A 16,289-nucleotide genomic window follows, 5' to 3' on the forward strand; every position below is an offset into this window, starting at 1 on the left:
AGTGAACCTCACAAGGGCGTTGTTGACCGTACGCTGCCAGCTCATGACTGAGCAGAGTACTTACCTTTCCTGGCATTTTACTGTGTGCCCGAACCGGGCGCCCGCGTCGGAGTGAGCTTGTTCAGGGCTGCGTGGGCGGTGCGCCTTCGTCGTCCTGCGGGCGATTGATCTCGCTTTTGAAGACGCGCAGGGAGCGGCCCATCGAACGGGCGACGTCCGGCAGCCTTTTCGCGCCGAAGAGCAATATGAGCACCGCCAGAATGATGAGCACCTCAGGGAGTCCGAGGTCGGCCATAGATGATCTCCTGTCTTGAATCCCGCGTGCGCGCAGGTGCCCGAGTGGCTCCGCGGGCACGGGGTGACAGAGAGCCCTCGCGATAGGAGATCCCTCTCGGCAGGCAGAGCCAGGCCTTTGGGAGGAAGTGTATTCATCGTTGGTATGGAGAATGTAAGGAGTTGGCAAAGCGTGGCACCGCGGTGGCCTCGGCCCGGGATCCGGCGCTGCCGTGAACGGCCGTCTCGCCGGATCGAGCCGGACCGGCATGCGGCGATCGGTCAACGTATCCCGCACCTGTCGTTCCGCGTGATCCTGCCGGCGGCCGGGCGGGACGGTGTGACGATGATCCTGCCCGGGGTCGGGAAGAGCGCCTCGGGTGACGCGCCCGGCAGGTCTTCACCTGCGACGACCTGGTGTCCATGACCGATCGTTCGGGGGTGGAGGCTCGCCCCTCGTGAGTGGTGTGGCAGGAGTGTCACCGTGATCGACGACCTTGCGCCTGCCCGGTGCGCCGCCCGTGGGGGCGGTGCGGTTCCGCCGGGACCGTGACCCCGGATTCCCGCCCGCGTCCGCCTGCGGACCGAGCGACGGAAAGCCCGCTGATCAAAAATCACCGTATAGAAGAATGCTGACAAATCTAGACGTCTACCTATAAAAATGGATTTTTCATGATCCTGTCGGCGCGTTTGTCACAAATGCTTGGTTAAATGCCATGAAAAGCTCAACGAGTAAGTGGATTTTCGTAACTCTTCGATAACGCTTCATTGTTATCGGGCTGCGCTGTTTGCGGAAAGTTACATCGAGGGTAGATGGAGTAAGGCGAGCGTCTGCCGAATCTCTGCGGCCGGCGGGAAGTCGCCCGGGAAGTACGGAAGCGGATACAAAAATCGATCACGCTTCACGAATATTGATCTTTTTGATTTCCGAATCAATCGCCGGGCTTTATCCCGCCCCCGCCAGGATTTTTTGGCCTGGAGCCAGAATGATGCCATCACCTGAAGAATCTCCGTCTCTCCGGATCACCAGGGCCCTTTCGAACCGCAGGCGCGGAACGTTGCGTCGCGCGGTGGGAGCGGCGCTGGCGAGCGTTATGGCGGTGGCCCTGCTGGCCACCGGGAGCACGCGCCCCGAGGCCGAGGCCGAATCCACCGTCCGTGCGGACGTCCTTGCCTCCGGAGTGCTCCGGGAGGCGCTTCCTCGTTCGGAGGCTCCGTCCTCGGCGTCCCGGACCGGTGTCAACGGTTCGGATACGGCGCCACGGGCCGGTGCGGAAGAGACGGAGACGCGGAACGGACCGGTCAAGGTGCCGGACGCCGCACCGGAGGGTTGCGCGTCGAGGGCGATTCCCGCCCGCTGCGAGATCACGAGCGCTCAGCTCGGTCCTGAGGACCCGTTCCGCCGGTTCGGTGCCGGCGGTGCGATGCCCGGAATGGCCCTGGCGGCCGGTCCGCACTTCGTCTCGATTCTCAACGACGAACCGTGCGCGTTTGAAGACGGCCTTTCAGATGAGATAGACGATCTTTCGGATGTCGGAACGAACAGGTTCCATCGCCCCGCACCGGGCGCGGTCGTCGTGGTCCATCGCACCAGGTCGTCCGGGGCCAATCCAAGAGCGGGCACGGCCCGCGGTCCACCCGTGCGTACCGAACGCCTTTTTCCCGGCGTTCCTCGTCCGCACCGCCTCCGACCGAATCCGGCCGGAGTGGACCGCCCATGCACCCGTGAGGATCATGCCGATGCTCGAACGAGACGATCTGAAGATCCATAACGATTTATCGACCCCGCGCCGTAGCGCTTCTCCCGCAGCAGATCTGAAGTCCGGATTCCTGGTTTTTCTCATCGCGCTCCCGCTGTGTCTGGGAATCGCCTTGGCGAGCGGGTTCCCGCCGGTCACCGGCATTCTGACGGCGATCATCGGCGGCACGCTGGCCGGCCTGCTCGGCGGCGCGCGGTTGACCATCAAGGGTCCGGCCGCCGGCCTGATCGTGATCGCGCTGGGCGCGGTCCAGGAACTCGGCCAGGGCGACCTCGCCATCGGATACCGGCGGGCGCTGGCCGTCGGTGTCGTCGCCGCGGGTATACAGATCATCTTCGCCCTGTGCCGCGTGGCCACCGCCGGGGTGGCCATGCCCCCCTCGATCGTGCACGGCATGCTCGCCGCGATCGGGGTCATCATCATCGCCAAACAGGCGCACGTCGTGCTGGGCGTCAAACCTCAGGCCGAACGCCCTTTCGGCCTGCTCGCCGAGATCCCCCACAGTCTCGTCCACGCCAATCCCCGCATCCTGCTACTGGGCGCGCTGTCCCTGCTGATCCTGTTCGGCCTGCCCCTGATCCGCGCCGGGTGGGCTCGTGCCGTGCCCGCCCCGCTGATCGTGCTCGCCGTGACCGTGCCCATCGACCTGTGGTTCCACCTCGACCACCCGCACGACTACCGGTTCCTGTCCACGACCTACCACCTTGGCCCGGAGTATCTCGTCCGGCTCCCCGACACCCTGCTCGACGCCGTCGCCTTCCCCGACTTCTCCATGATCCTCACGATGGCGTCGCTGAAGTACGTGGCGATGTTCGCCCTGGTCGGCACCATCGAGTCCACCCTCACGGTGCTCGCGGTCGACTCCATCGCTCCTCGGAAGCGGCCCTCCGACCTCAACCGCGACCTGCTCGCCGTCGGCGGCGGCAACCTCCTCTCCTCCCTGGTCGGCGGACTGCCGATGATCTCCGAGATCGTCCGGAGCAGAGCCAACATCGACGCGGGCGCCACCTCCCGCTGGTCCAACTTCTTTCACGGCGCCTTCCTGCTGCTGTTCGTCACGCTCGTCCCCGGCCTCCTCCAGACCATCCCCCTGGCCGTCCTGGCCGCCATGCTCGTGTACACCGGCACCCGGCTCGCCTCGCCCCGCGAACTCCTTCACGTCGGAAAAATAGGTCTCGACCAGCTCGCCCTGTTCCTGACCACCCTGCTCGTCACGCTCGCCACCGACCTGCTCATGGGCGTCGGGGCCGGGCTTGTCCTCAAATTTGTCCTGCACCTGCTCCGCGGGGTGCCCGTCCCCGCCTTCTTCCACCCCCGCGCGCAGGCCACCCGCACCGGCTCCGTACTGCACATCCGCATCCCCGGCGCCGCGGTCTTCCCCGCCCTGCTGCCCGTACGACGCGCGGTGAACAGCGCGGGTGGAGACATAAGCGAGATCGTCATCGACGTCGAGAACGCCGCCGTGGTCGACCACACCTTCCTGGCCGGGATGGACGCGATGGCCAGGCAGTGGCCCACCGCCACCCTCACCTTCCTCGGGCTCGACCGGCTCCGGCCCGTCTCACCCCATCCGCAGGCCACCCGACGCAGGAGGCGGGCATGAAAGCCACCGCGCGCCCGATGAGAGAGACCACCGAGGACCGGCGGACGGACATACCCGACCTGGTGGCCCGGGCGGCGAGATTGTTACCCGAGCAGCCGCCCCTGCAGGCGTTCGTCCACCACAACACCCTGCACGCTTTCGAGCACCTCCCCTTCGACGACGCCGTCGTTCACGCGGCGCGGTTGTTCGGCACCGAACCGTTCCAAAGCGAGGCCGCCTTCCACAGCTGCGTCGACTCGGGGCGGATCCAGCAGGAGGATCTCGACGCGGTCATCGAGCCGATGGCCGCCGACGATGACGTCCCCCTCGTGCCGGGCGGCCCGACACGCCGTCAGTTCCATGCCATCCGGCTCCGGTTCCTGCTCGAGGTTCCGCGGGGCCCCGCGCTGAGCCTGCTGCTCCAGGAGACGGACCAGAGGGTCCGGTTCACCGCTCGCCTGAGCACGCGGCGGCGGACCGAGCTGCTGCGACAGGCCCGGCGGGACTGGACCGGGCCCACGGCGCCCGAACCGGCCGCGCGGGCACTCCAGGAACAGTTGCTGGGCCGGCTCTGGAGCCACCTCGAAAAGATGGCGCCCCGCGTACAGGTCGTCGAGCGCTCGACGCCGCGCCGACGTGACCAGATCCTCGCCGTCACCGGCCTGGATCCCGACGAGCTCGTCCATCCGCTGTTGATCCGGCTCTCGGCGGCGTTCCTGGACCAGGGAATCGCCTACTGGCCGATGCCGGGACGACATAGGGGCTTCCTCGGCGCCTTCCGCCGGCTCTACGGCCGCCCCGGCGGTCCGCCCGACCGGTTTCTCCGGGGTCTGGGCGCCGAGCTGAGGCGGCAGGAGGCGGAGTCCTGGACGGCCGAGCGGACCGTCGTATGGGCCCTCACCGAGCTGGACCTCCCCGAACGCGACTGGGCGGACACGATCCAGGCGACCCTGCTGTCGCTGCGCGGATGGGCGGGCATGATGCGCCAGTTCGAGCATCGGCCCGATCGCTCGCCGGTCGAGGCGCATCCCGCACGGCTGATCGACTACCTGGCCGTGCAGCTCATCCTCGACGTGTACGCGGCACGGCACGCGGTGGCGGAGCACCTCGGCGGGCACGCCACGTTCGCCGACCTCGACCGGCTCTCCGCCCACGGCGAGGCGACGGCCGCCCCGGCGGAGGTCAGCCTGGAGCTGGTGTACGAGGCGTTCGTCCTGGCCCAGGTGATGCCGGTCGACACGGCGGTGCTCGCCGACGCCCATCACGCGACGGCCTGGCTGGGAGCGGTCAGGTCGTGCGACGCGATCGAACGGCGCCGCCTGCTGCACCTCGCGTACGAGCGCCGCCACCGGGTCGGGGTGCTCGACGCGCTCGCCGCGCATCAGCGGGTCGCGACGCGGCCGTCGCCGCGTTCGCGGTTTCAGGCCGTGTTCTGCATCGACGAGCGGGAGGAGTCCTTGCGACGGCACCTGGAGGAGCACTTTCCGCAGGTGGAGACCTTCGGGTACGCCGGTTTCTTCGGAGTCGCCATGACCTACCGGGGGCTGGACGAGGTGCGCGCCCGCCCGCTGTGCCCGGTCGGCGTCACGTCCCGGCACCTGGTCGTGGAGGAGGCGGTGGGTGCGGCGAACACCGTACGGTCCCGCCGGCACACGGTCGCACGCCGCCGGAGGGGTGCCTGGAGCCGGCTGATCGCGGTGGGCGGCAGGACCGTCGCGCGGGGGAGTGCGGTCACGTTCGGCGTCGGGTTCACCTCCTTCTTCTCCCTGATCGGCCGCTGCCTGTTTCCCCTCCGATTCCACCGCTGCCTCCGCCGTCTCCAGCACGGCGCCGACGCCGGTCCCGTCACCCGCCTCGCCGTCGAACGGACCTCGGCCGAGGAGCACGGCGACGGCCTGCTCCGGGGATACTCCGTGCCGGAGATGGTCGACCTGGTGTCGGCCGCCCTGCGGACGATGGGGCTGAACCCGCGTTCTCTGGTGCTGATCGTCGGGCACGGCTCGTCCAGCCTCAACAACCCGCACGAGTCGGCGCACGACTGCGGCGCCACCGGCGGCGGACGCGGCGGCCCGAACGCGCGCGCGTTCGCCGTCATGGCCAACCACGCGGCGGTACGCGCGGGACTCCGCGACCGGGGGATCGACGTGCCGGAGAGCGCGTGGTTCCTGGGCGCGTACCACAACACCTGCGACGACTCGATGACCTACTACGACGAGGACCTGATACCGGAGCGGTGCCGCCCGACGGCCGACCGGGCGAAGCGGGCCGTGGCCGCCGCGTGCGTCCTGGCCGCGCACGAGCGGTCCCGCCGGTTCGAGTCCGCGCCCGCGGACCTTCCACTCAGCGGCGCGCTCACCCACGTCGAAACCCGCACCGTCGACCTCGGGCAGCCCCGGCCCGAGTACGGACACGCCACGAACGCGGCGTGCGTGGTGGGACGGCGCTCGCGAACCCGCGGGCTCTTCCTCGACCGGCGGGCCTTCCTCGTCTCCTACGACCCGGACGGCGACCCCACGGGGGAGCTGCTGACCAACCTGCTCCTCGCGGCCGGACCGGTCTGCGCCGGCATCAACCTCGAGTACTACTTCAGTTACGTGGATCCGGCCGGCTACGGATGCGGGACGAAGCTTCCCCACAACATCGTCGGCCTGCTCGGGGTGATGGACGGGCACGCCTCCGACCTGCGGACCGGACTTCCCTGGCAGATGGTCGAGATCCACGAGCCGGTACGGCTGCTGCTGATCGTCGAGGCGGAGCCGGAGCGCCTGGCGGCGATCCTGCGCGAGCATCCCGCTCTGAGCCGGCTCGTGGTGAACGGCTGGATCCAGCTGGTGGCGTGGAGCCCCGGCTCCGGCGCGATGCACGTTTTCCGCCACAACGCGTTCCAGCCGCACACCCCGGAGATCACCGAGTTTCCAGTCGTGGGCCGTTCCGCGCAGTTCTACGCGGGCAAGCGCGGGCATCTGGGCTGCGCCCACGTGATGACCGCGTCCGAAGCGGTCTCCTCCGAAGCGGTTCCCTCCGATGCGGTGGCCTCCTCCGGTCCGGTGGCTTCCTCCGAAGCGGCCCCCTCTGAAACCCTCTCCTCCGGTGCGGCCTCCTTCTCCGAAACGGCCTCCTCCGGTGCGAGCGGTGCGGGGAACGGGCGTGCGAGTGCCGGCGAGCTCGCGAGGCGCGCGGTGCGAATCCAGGAGCTGCCGTGAGCGCCGCCGTGCACCGGTATCTCCTGATCGCGATCACCGGACTGCCCCTCGGCGCGTTCCTGGTTCTCGCGGTCCTCGCGTGGTGGGGCCGGAGATGGGCCGAGCGGACCATCTCAACGGTCGTCACGCTGGCCTTCGGGCTCGCGACGGTGTCCGCGCTCGTGCTCGCCGGCGTCATGGCGTGCGGCGGAGAGCGGGTTCTGACGGTATCGGCGGGCACCTGGTCCAGCCCGGGGGAGTACAGGTTCGACCTGCTGCTCGTGGGCGACCGGCTGTCGATCTCCTTCGCCGTTCTCACGGCGCTCCTGGCATGCATCATCGGCGTTTTCTCGCAGCGGTACCTGCACAGGGAACCGGGCTACCTCCGGTTCTACCTGCTTCTCACCCTGTTCGGCGCCGGTGTCGAAGTCGTCGCTCTGGCGGGTGACCTCGACCTTCTCTTCGTGGGGTGGGAGCTCGCCGGCCTGACCTCCGCGCTGCTGATCTCGTTTTTCCACGAGCGGAGGAAACCGGTGGAGCACGCCCTGCGAGCGTTCCTGACCTATCGGGCCTGCGATGTGGGGCTGCTCGCGGCCGTGGTGTGGCTGCACCACACCACCGGCACGTCCACCGCAGGTGGCACGGCGGGGTTCGCGGCGCCCGCCGCCACGGGGAACGCGGTCCTGATCGGAGTCCTGCTGCTATGGGCGTCGATGGGCAAGGCCGCGCAGGTGCCCCTGGGCGGATGGCTACCCCGCGCCATGGAGGGGCCGACGCCGTCGAGTGCCATCTTCTACGGCGCGATCTCCGTCAGCCTGGGCCCGTACCTGCTGCTGCGCACGGAGTCGATCTGGGCGGGAGCACCTGCCGTGCGGATCGCGATCGGCGTCGTGGGTGCGCTGACCGTGGTTCACGTCGCCCTGGTGGGACGCGTCCAGACGGACATCAAGAGCGCGCTGGCCTACGCCTCGATGACCCAGGTCGGATTGATCCTGGTCGAGATCGGGCTCGGTCTGCGCTATCTCGCGCTGGCACACCTGGTCGCGCACGCGGGATTGCGCAGCGTCCAGATCCTGCGGTCGCCCAGCCTGATCCACGACTACCACCACCTCGAGCGGGCGATGAACCGGCCGCTGCCCCGCACCGGAGCGCACCTGGAGCGCCTGGTCCCCGGGCCGGCGCAGGGGTGGCTGTACCGGTACGCGCTGGAACGAGGCTACTTCGACGCCTGGCTGCGGGACCACGTGATCGGGGGGTTCGTACGCCTGGTCCGGCGGGCGGACTCGCTGGATGACCGGTGGGCGCAGCGGCTGAGTGCCGGCCGGGCCCCGGCCCGTACCGGCCTCGCGGATCGGCGCGAGGCGGTGACCGCCGGCCACGGCGGATCGCCGGGCACGCGGCGGAAGGGCCAGGAGTCATGATCGCACTGGTCCCGCTGCCGGTGGCGATCCTGTTTTTGTCCGTGTCCTTCGTCGTCGCCCGGATCACCGATCGGCGGGCCGCGCGCCGTACCGCGGTGGCCTGCGCCACGGCGGCCACGGCGCTGTCGATCGGGCTCTCCCTGACGCAGCGGTTCGCCCCGTTCACGGGCGGGCGGATAGGGGGCCTGGTCGTGGTGGCCGTGCCGGACGGCCCCGCCCGGCACGTCGTCACCGTGACCTGCGTGGTCGGCCTGCTGGTGGTCGCGATGAGCCCGCTCGCCTCCCACCCACCGGCGACCCTGGCCGGGGTCCTGCGGTTGCTGGCGATCTCCTGTGGTTTCCTGGCCGTCCGGCACGGGGGATCGGCCGCCGTGCTGTGGTCGCTCTCGGCCTGGCTGGTGTGGGCCGAACTCCGCCGGCGCGACGGTGACGACGGGCTCGACCGCCTGTTCGCCGTGTATCACGTGCCCAGCGTTCTGCTCTTCTGCGCGGGCACCGTCCTGACGGCGACCGGTTCGCGGGAGGTGGGAACGGTCCTCGTCGTACTGGGGATCGTGATCCGGTTCGCGGTCGTGCCCGTACACGGGTGGTATCCACGATTCGTTGAGCGGGCTCCGATGGGCGTGGTGGTCGTGTTCGGCGCCGCGCCCATCGGCATGCTCACCCAGCTCGAACTGCTGTCCACGCGGCTGCCCGCGTCGTTCGCGCACGAGGTCGCCCTGCTCGGCGGCCTGACCGCCGTCGTGGCCGCGGTGTTCGCGGTGGTGCAGAACGGGGCCAGACGGGCGCTGGCCTTCCTGATGATGAGCCAGACCGGACTGATCACATTCGGGCTCGGCGGTGATTCGCCGCTCGCGGCGTCCGGCGCGGTGCTGACCTGGCAGGCGTCGGCGCTCGCACTGTCAGGTTTCGCCATGGCCCTCGCCGCGCTGGAAGCGCGCCGGGGCACGCTGTCGCTGGCGACGCCCGGCGGAAACTTCTCCCGGACCCCGCGGCTGGCCGTCGCGTTCCTTCTGTGCGGGCTCGCCGCGGCCGGATTTCCGCTGTCCCTGGGATTCGCGGGCGTGCATCTGCTGGTTCACAGCTCGGTCGTCGAGTTTCCGCTGCTCTGGCTCGCGCCGATCGGGGCCGTCGCCATGAACGGGATGACGGTGATGCGGTGCTTCCTCACCCTGTTCGCGGGCAGCCGCTCGCATTCCGGAGAGGGTGATCTCGCCCCGCTTGAGGCGTACGCGCTCACAATCGTCGTCGGCACGCTGCTGATCGGCGCCGCTCTTCCTGTGATTCCGTGATCTGCCCGTCCACCGGCAGGTCCTGCGTCAGGAAAAGGACCGGGACGGGTCCCGTGAGACGCAAGGACCAGCACGATTCCCGACATGAGAGGCCGGAGCCCGCCAACCAGGGATCCTAGGCGTTGACCTCCTCTCCGGCGCGGACGCCGGAGAGCTTTTCCGCCGACGCCAGCCCGACGTGGTGTCCCACGTCCTCACTGCCGGCCGCGTCCAGCACCGCGTCCATGAGGTGGGGGAAGCGGGTGTCGAAGTCGGCGCGACGGAGGGTGACGAAGCAGCGCGTCCCCTCCTCGCGGGTGCGGGTGATCCCCGCGTTCCGCAGGACCCGCAGATGGTGGCTCAGGGTCGACTTGGCCACCGGAGCCCGCAGCTCTCCCCACCCGCGCTCCACACCGTCGGACAGCAGGCGGACCAGCCCTACCCGAATGGGATCACTGAGCGCCGCCATCACCTCTGTGAGCTTCATCTGGTCGAGATCGGGATGCTGCTGCGGGTGCTTCATGGGGTCATGATACGTCGTTCGATGTTTTAAGAACGGCGAACGGGCGATGCCGGATCGTCCGTCAACGCGCGGACACAGAACGGCGCGGGCGACGGCCGATCACCTCTCCCGGCGGTGGGCCCGGGGGTTTCTGTCCGGACAGGAGGGGATGAGTCAGGCGTTCCCCGGGCGATGAGGCGAGCACGTTGTGGTCATCCCAAGCGGCTTTCATGCTCGTCGACCTATGGTGCTGAGCATGGATGCGGTCTTTGCCGGGCGAGGCGGCACGGGGCTCTCCCCGTGGGAGACCGAGGAGGACGCCAGGCTCGCACCGGAGCACAGCGCCGCGGTACGCGGCCCGCGTCCCGTCACGCTCGAGACCGACCAGGTGTACGAGGTCCGGCACACGTGGTCCGACCGGTCGCTCACCCCCCGTACGACCATGACAAACACGGAGATCCCCATGAACGCAAAACCGGCGGGTGCGCCCGCGAGGCCCGTCGAGGAAGCGGCCGCCGAGCCTGCGGTGTCCTCGCTGCTCGGTTCCGCGGAGTTTCTCGACGAGGTCCTCGTGGCGGTGGTGAGCGACGTCCTCGGCCATCCCGCACGCCCGAAGGACTGGACGGTCCTGTCCGCCGGCTACGAGGCCCGCTCGATCGCGACGGGCGCGCTGCTGCGAATCCGCGGCACCACCCACGGGGAGGAACCATGGTCGATCTTCGTGAAGATCCTCCAATCCCCACGACACTGGCCGCTCATCGACATGGTCCCTCCCGAGCTCCGGCAGGGCATCATCGACACCTTCCCCTGGCGGGACGAGGCGGACATCCTCCGTTCCGACCTGGCCGACCGGCTGCCGCCGGGACTGCGCACCCCCCGGCTCCTGCGCGTCGACGACCTCGGCGACGACCGGCTGGCCATGTGGCTTGAGGACATCACACCCACCGACACCCCCTGGGACCTCGAACGGTTCATCCGGGCGGCCCGGCTGCTCGGGCGCTGGGCGGGCCGCAGACGCGGTGACGCCACCTCGGCCGAGATGGGTGCCAGAACCGGAAGCTTCCTGCGCGAGTTACTCGCCGGCCCCCTCACCAACATGGCCTTCCCTCGACTGAGGGACGACGAACTGTGGGCACACCCGCTGGTGGCCGGCGCCGCCGATCCCATGCTGCGCGCCGATCTGCTCACGCTGGCCGCACGGGTGCCAGACATTCTCGACCGGCTCGACGCGCTTCCCCAGACCGTCGGGCACGGCGACGCCTGCCCGCAGAACCTCCTGGTCCCCGCCGACGCTCCGGACACCTTCGTCGCGATCGACATCTCCTGGCAGCATCCGCACCCGATCGGCTTCGACCTCGGACAGCTCCTCGTCGGTCTCACCGACTTCGGCACGTTGCGCCCGCAGGACCTCCCCCCGATCCACGCCGCGCTGATTCCCGCCTACCGCGCCGGCCTCCTTGACGAGGGGTACGACGCCGACCCGGCCGACATCACCTACGGTTTTGACGCCTCCATGGTCGTCCGCAGCTGCTTCATGGTCGTCCCCTTCGAACGGCTGACGGAGCCGGTCACCGCCGAGCTCCGGGAGACCCTGGCTCAGCGCCTGTCGCTGACCCGCTACCTCGCTGACATCGGCCTGAACCTGGCGGCCCGCTGATCCCGGCATTCCGGACCACATGCCTCACCCGGCCGGCGTGACATCAGAATTGTCAGGCCGACCGGAGCGTCAACCCGACCGACTGCGCGTAGATCACGAGAGTTCGGGACTAGGCTCTTCAGTGATAAGCGGCAACAATGAAGATCACGGGCGCATCCAGGGGCGGCCTGTCGGGGATGGGGTAGGCGTGGTCACAGAAGAGGCGCAGCAACCTGCCGCAGAGGGGAAGGGAAAGCGAGGGTCGTTCTGGAAAGAGATGCCGGTCCTTGTCATCACCGCGCTCGTCCTGGCGCTCGTGATCAAGACCTTCGTGATTCAGGCGTTCTACATCCCGTCGGAGTCGATGGAGAACACCCTCCTCGTCAACGACCGGGTGCTCGTCAACAAACTCGTCTACCGCGTCCGTGACATCGAGCGGGGCGACGTGGTGGTCTTCTCCGGAGTCGAGTCCTGGGACCCCGAGGTCCAGGTCGAGGAACCGTCCAACCCCGTCACGGCTTTCGCCCGCTGGGTCGGCGTGGCCTTCGGCGTCGTTCCGGGGGAGAAGGACTACATCAAGCGGGTCATCGGAGTTCCCGGCGACGTCGTGAAGTGCTGTGACGCCACCGGACGGGTCACCGTCAACGGCGTCCCGCTGGACGAGAAGAGCTATCTCTACCCGGGCGATGTCCCCTCGGACAAGGAGTTCACCGTCACGGTGCCGAAGGGTCGCCTCTGGGTGATGGGCGATCATCGCTCGGTCTCCTACGACTCCCGGATGCATCGCAGCGACGCCGGAGGCGGGACGATTCCCATCGACGAGGTGCTCGGCCGGGCCTTTGTCATCGTCTGGCCGTTCTCGCGAGCCACCACGCTGTCCATCCCCGACACCTTCGGACAGCCCGCGCTGCACGCGCCGCCACCGTAGGCGCGGAGCCGCGTTCTCCCGCGGAGCTCTCTCCCGGCTTCCCCGGATTGCCCGTTGAAGAGGTCGCCGTGGTCGTCGGCCAGGATCTCCTCGACCGCGACGCGAGACCGGTCGTCGTCCAGACGGCGACCGGGGATGGCCTGCCCGGCCGGCTCGGAACCTCCGGGCCGGATCACGGCACACCACACAACCGGAGCACCGCCGTGGTCGCGGCGGCCGCGATGACCACCAGCGGGAACGGCGCACGCCGGATCGCGAGAACCCCGCCGACCAGCACACCGGACGGCCTGGCCCAGCCGGCGAAGCCGTGCCCCTCGGTGAGCGCGGCGGTGGCCACCAGGGCGACCAGCAGCACGACCGCGGCGACGGACAGCAGCCGTTGCATGCGGTCCGGAATCTGCAGCCGATGCTGGAACACCGGGCCGACCAGCCGGAACGCGTAGGTTCCGGCGGCCAGCAGGACGATGGCGAGCAGGGACATCAGTGCGCCTCCCGGGTCGAGCCGGTCTGTGTCGTCGAGGTGGTCTCTGACGCGGTGGTCTCTGACGCGGTGGTCTCTGTCGCGGTGGTCTCTGTCGCGGTGGCGGACCGGCCGGCCAGGACGAGCCCGGCCAGCGCGAGCAGTACCGGCAGGCCGGCGGGCAGGAACGGCGTGGCCGCGACCGCGACGACCGCACCGAGCAGGGCCGCGTTGCGCGTGCCGCGACCGGTCAGCGAGGGCAGCACCAGGGCCAGCAGCACGGTGGGGAAGGCGGCGTCGAGACCGAGGGCGCCGGTGTCGCCGATGACCCCGCCGGCCAGTGCGCCGAGAACGACGGCGAGGTTCCAGACCACGAACAAGCCGAGGCCGCAGGCCCAGAACGCGGCGCGGCGCCGCTGCCGGTCGCGCTGGCGCAGCGCGAAGGCCACGGATTCGTCGATCATCACGTGCGCGCCCAGCAGCCGGGTCCACCAGCGGCCGTCAAGCACGTCGGCGACGGTGAAGCCGAAGGGCAGGAGGCGGGCGTTGAGCACCAGTCCGGCCACCACGGCGGCGACCGGGCTGCCGCCGGCGAGCACCACGCCCACCGCGGCGAACTGGGCGCCACCGGCGAAGATCAGCAGGGACATGACGACCGGCACCCACGGACGCATGCCGCCGGACACGGCGATCGCGCCGAAGGAGGCGCCGACGATCGCGTCGGCGAGACAGACCAGGGCGATGTCGCGACGCGTGTCGCGATCAAGCGTTCGCCATAACGAATACATGTCCATTAGAATGAACATATCGGTCAGGGTTCGTCAAATCGAACGAATCGACGTCTGGAGCGAACGCATGGAAGACGACTCACGGGGCGAGGGCGACGGGTCCTCTCACGACCTGATCGCGCTGATCGCGGCGTCCGTCCGCCGGGAGCGCGACCGTGCGGGCCTCTCCCTGACCGAACTGGCCAAGCGGGCGGGCATCGCCAAGTCCACGCTGTCCCAGCTGGAATCGGGTGCGGGCAATCCGAGCGTGGAGACCCTGTGGGGACTCGGCGCCGCGCTCGGTGTGCCGTTCAGCCGGTTGGTCGACCCGCCGCGGCCGAACGTGCGGGTGGTCCGCGCCGGCGAGGGGCCGGTCACCTACTCCGAGCGGGCCGACTACGCGGCCACGCTGCTGGCCTCCTGCCCGCCCCAGGCGCGGCGAGACATCTACCGGATAGCGACGCAGCCGGGCGAGCCCCGGACCTCCGACCCGCACATGTCCGGCACGACGGAGCACATCGTGATCGGCTCCGGCCGGGCGCTGGTCGGCCCGGTCCAGGAGCCGGTCGAACTCGGCCCGGGTGACTACGTGGCCTATCCCGGTGACGTGCCGCACATCTTCAAGACCCTCGAACCGGACACCACCGCGGTGATCATCATGGAGCACATCTGAGGCGTCAGGTCAGGGGCGCCGGTCGCTCGTGTCGCCGGCGGATCCGCTGTTCACCGCGGTCGACGGGGCGCCGGGCGAGCCTGTCGGCTCGCCCGGCGCGGACGACCGTGTTCGGTCGGCGACGGGGTCGAACTCGGACGCGGATACCGGTGCTCAGCCGGCGACGAGGTCGAACTGCTCCCACGGGCCGATCGCGGTGCGGTTGGCGATCAGCGGCTGGGCCCCACCGCCGTCAGCGCACACGTACTGGGAGTTGACCTGGGCCCGGAGGCTGACCGAGCCGTTGGGATTGGTGATCACCTGGAAGGTCTCCCAGGCGCCGGCCGTGGCCCGGTTGGCGATCAATGGCTGTGCTCCCGCGCCTTCGGCGCACACGTACATGTTGTTGACCTTCGCCCTCAGCGCCACGTTGCCGTTGCCCAGATCGACGCGTTCGAACTGCTGCGCGGCGCCGACGGACGTCCCGTTCGCGATCAACGCTGAGCCGTTGGCGGCGCTGACGTAGCGGCTGTTGGCCCGGGAGCGCAGGGCGATCACCGAGGAGGCCGGCGCCGTGGCGGTGGTCACGCTCACGGCATTGGAGGCGGCCGAGGTGTTGCCGGCGGCGTCGCGGGCGGTGACGGTGAAGGTGTAGGCCGTGGCCGGGGTCAGGCCGGTCACCGTGTAGGGGGTGTTGGGCGCGGTCGCCACGGCGGTGCCGTTACGGAGCACCTGGTAGCCGGTCACTCCCACGTTGTCGGTGGAGGCGGTCCACGAGAGCGTCACACTGGTGGCCGTCTTCGCCGTCACGGTGAGGTTGCCCGGCACGCTGGGCGCCTGCCTGTCACCACTGGTGATCATGGGTGGGGTGGGGCGGGTCGCCGTCAGCGGGATCTGCCCCTTGAGCATCCGCCCGCCATCACCGGTCAGCCGCAGATAATAATCCGACGAACACGCGGTGCCGTCGGCATCCAGCGCCCGCATCCCGGAATTGGCCGGGACACCGGCCAGGGTTTCGGCGGTCTTGGCGATCTGGTTGCCCTCATTGAACTCATCGAACATGGAAATGTAGATGCCGGCCGCGCCGACTCTGACCATGTTGTAGAACTGCCGCCACATGAAGTCGCCGTGGGCGCGCTGGTTGCCGGTCACATCACCGGGCAGCACGCAGGGCTGGTAGTCGATGCCGTGTGCGGCGCAGTCGGCCTGGTCGGCGGTGTTGACGTTGGCGAAAAAGCGGTCGGTGTCGGCGATATTGCCGATCCGGCCGACCATCCAGGGGGAGATCATGTTGAAGGCGTGGTAGACGTCCAAAAACCCGGGGCGCGAATCTTCGTTGCCGGAGCGCCAGTGGGTGGGCACGCCGCCCATCACGTAGCAGCCTTGGGCTTTGAACCAGTTGACGACCTCCAGGCAGGGGGCGGGGGCCCAGGGGCGTTTGGGGTCGTTAAAGCCGAAGCCCCAGATGCCGACCACGGGTTTGCCGTTTTGCAGGGCGTAGGCCGGCGATGCGGTCAGCGCCTTCATTTTGGTGGTCCAGTCGGTTTTGATCTCCGACTGCATGGTGGTCCAGTCGGTGACGTCGTACATGATGTAGAACTTGCGGCCGTTGGCTTCGGCGGCGGTGCGGACCTTGGTGGCCATGGCATCACGGGTGGGGCCTTCGCCGCCCATCGGGTTGAAGCGTTGCAGGGCGGCGGTGTCGATGTTGTTTTCGCGCATCCAGCGGAAGTGGGTGTCGACGGTTTGCTGGTCGTAGGAGGAGAACAGGGTGGCGGGCTGGCCGTTGTTGAGGTTGGCGTAGGCGGTGGGGTAGGTGTGGGTGTATTCGCGCATGTCGGGCCAGGCCACGATG

The 16,289-nt window shown here is 69.2% G+C and carries 12 protein-coding genes; 7 read left to right on the forward strand and 5 right to left on the reverse strand.

Going from position 1 to position 16,289, the window contains the following annotated elements; all coding sequences use genetic code 11:
* Positions 1-121: 121 nt before the first annotated feature.
* Positions 122-295, reverse strand: a complete 174-nt coding sequence (gene tatA, locus CHC08_RS17090) for a Sec-independent protein translocase subunit TatA (RefSeq protein WP_089208268.1) — start codon at positions 293-295, stop codon at positions 122-124.
* 1,718 nt (positions 296-2,013) lie between these two features.
* Between tatA and CHC08_RS17095 the strand changes: the two genes are divergently transcribed.
* From CHC08_RS17095 to CHC08_RS17110, 4 genes are read left to right on the forward strand one after another with little or no spacing between them, the layout of a single operon-like run.
* The gene (locus CHC08_RS17095; RefSeq protein WP_089208269.1) at positions 2,014-3,636 is read left to right on the forward strand and encodes a SulP family inorganic anion transporter; all 1,623 of its coding nucleotides are present in this window, start codon (positions 2,014-2,016) and stop codon (positions 3,634-3,636) included.
* Positions 3,633-6,818: a YbcC family protein gene (locus tag CHC08_RS17100; RefSeq protein WP_089208270.1), complete on the forward strand. Its 3,186-nt coding sequence runs from the start codon at positions 3,633-3,635 to the stop codon at positions 6,816-6,818. The genes CHC08_RS17095 and CHC08_RS17100 overlap by 4 nt, the downstream gene beginning before the upstream one ends.
* Positions 6,815-8,218 (forward strand): proton-conducting transporter transmembrane domain-containing protein, encoded by a 1,404-nt coding sequence (locus CHC08_RS17105; protein WP_218825339.1) that lies wholly within the window; start codon positions 6,815-6,817, stop codon positions 8,216-8,218. The genes CHC08_RS17100 and CHC08_RS17105 overlap by 4 nt, the downstream gene beginning before the upstream one ends.
* Positions 8,215-9,510, forward strand: a complete 1,296-nt coding sequence (locus tag CHC08_RS17110) for a proton-conducting transporter transmembrane domain-containing protein (RefSeq protein WP_089208271.1) — start codon at positions 8,215-8,217, stop codon at positions 9,508-9,510. The genes CHC08_RS17105 and CHC08_RS17110 overlap by 4 nt, the downstream gene beginning before the upstream one ends.
* Before the next feature lie 115 nt (positions 9,511-9,625).
* On the opposite strand, the gene CHC08_RS17115 is transcribed toward CHC08_RS17110, so the two are convergent.
* Complete coding sequence (locus tag CHC08_RS17115) at positions 9,626-10,012, reverse strand: ArsR/SmtB family transcription factor (RefSeq protein WP_089208272.1); 387 nt, start codon at positions 10,010-10,012, stop codon at positions 9,626-9,628.
* 235 nt (positions 10,013-10,247) lie between these two features.
* Here CHC08_RS17115 and CHC08_RS17120 point away from each other — a divergent pair, with 235 nt between their 5' ends.
* Positions 10,248-11,648, forward strand: a complete 1,401-nt coding sequence (locus tag CHC08_RS17120; protein ID WP_143653243.1) for a phosphotransferase — start codon at positions 10,248-10,250, stop codon at positions 11,646-11,648.
* A gap of 19 nt (positions 11,649-11,667) precedes the next feature.
* A complete protein-coding gene (gene lepB, locus CHC08_RS17125) occupies positions 11,668-12,555 on the forward strand; it encodes a signal peptidase I (protein ID WP_089208274.1) in 888 nt (295 codons plus the stop codon).
* 172 nt (positions 12,556-12,727) lie between these two features.
* Here lepB and CHC08_RS17130 read toward each other — a convergent pair whose 3' ends face one another.
* Together CHC08_RS17130 and CHC08_RS17135 are read right to left on the reverse strand one after the other, a co-directional pair.
* A complete protein-coding gene (locus CHC08_RS17130; RefSeq protein ID WP_179282078.1) occupies positions 12,728-13,036 on the reverse strand; it encodes an AzlD domain-containing protein in 309 nt (102 codons plus the stop codon).
* Positions 13,036-13,803, reverse strand: a complete 768-nt coding sequence (locus CHC08_RS17135) for an AzlC family ABC transporter permease (protein WP_089208303.1) — start codon at positions 13,801-13,803, stop codon at positions 13,036-13,038. Before CHC08_RS17135 ends, CHC08_RS17130 begins: the two co-directional genes overlap by 1 nt.
* Positions 13,804-13,870: 67 nt before the next feature.
* On the opposite strand from CHC08_RS17135, the gene CHC08_RS17140 reads away from it, so the two are divergent.
* Entirely contained in the window at positions 13,871-14,455 is a 585-nt protein-coding gene (locus tag CHC08_RS17140) for a helix-turn-helix domain-containing protein (protein WP_179282079.1), read from the forward strand.
* Between the two features lie 153 nt (positions 14,456-14,608).
* On the opposite strand, the gene CHC08_RS17145 is transcribed toward CHC08_RS17140, so the two are convergent.
* Positions 14,609-16,289 (reverse strand): fibronectin type III domain-containing protein (locus CHC08_RS17145; protein ID WP_089208304.1); only part of this gene is annotated, 1,681 nt, incomplete at its 5' end.

Source organism: Streptosporangium subroseum (assembly GCF_900188345.1).
Lineage (GTDB): Bacteria > Actinomycetota > Actinomycetes > Streptosporangiales > Streptosporangiaceae > Streptosporangium > Streptosporangium subroseum.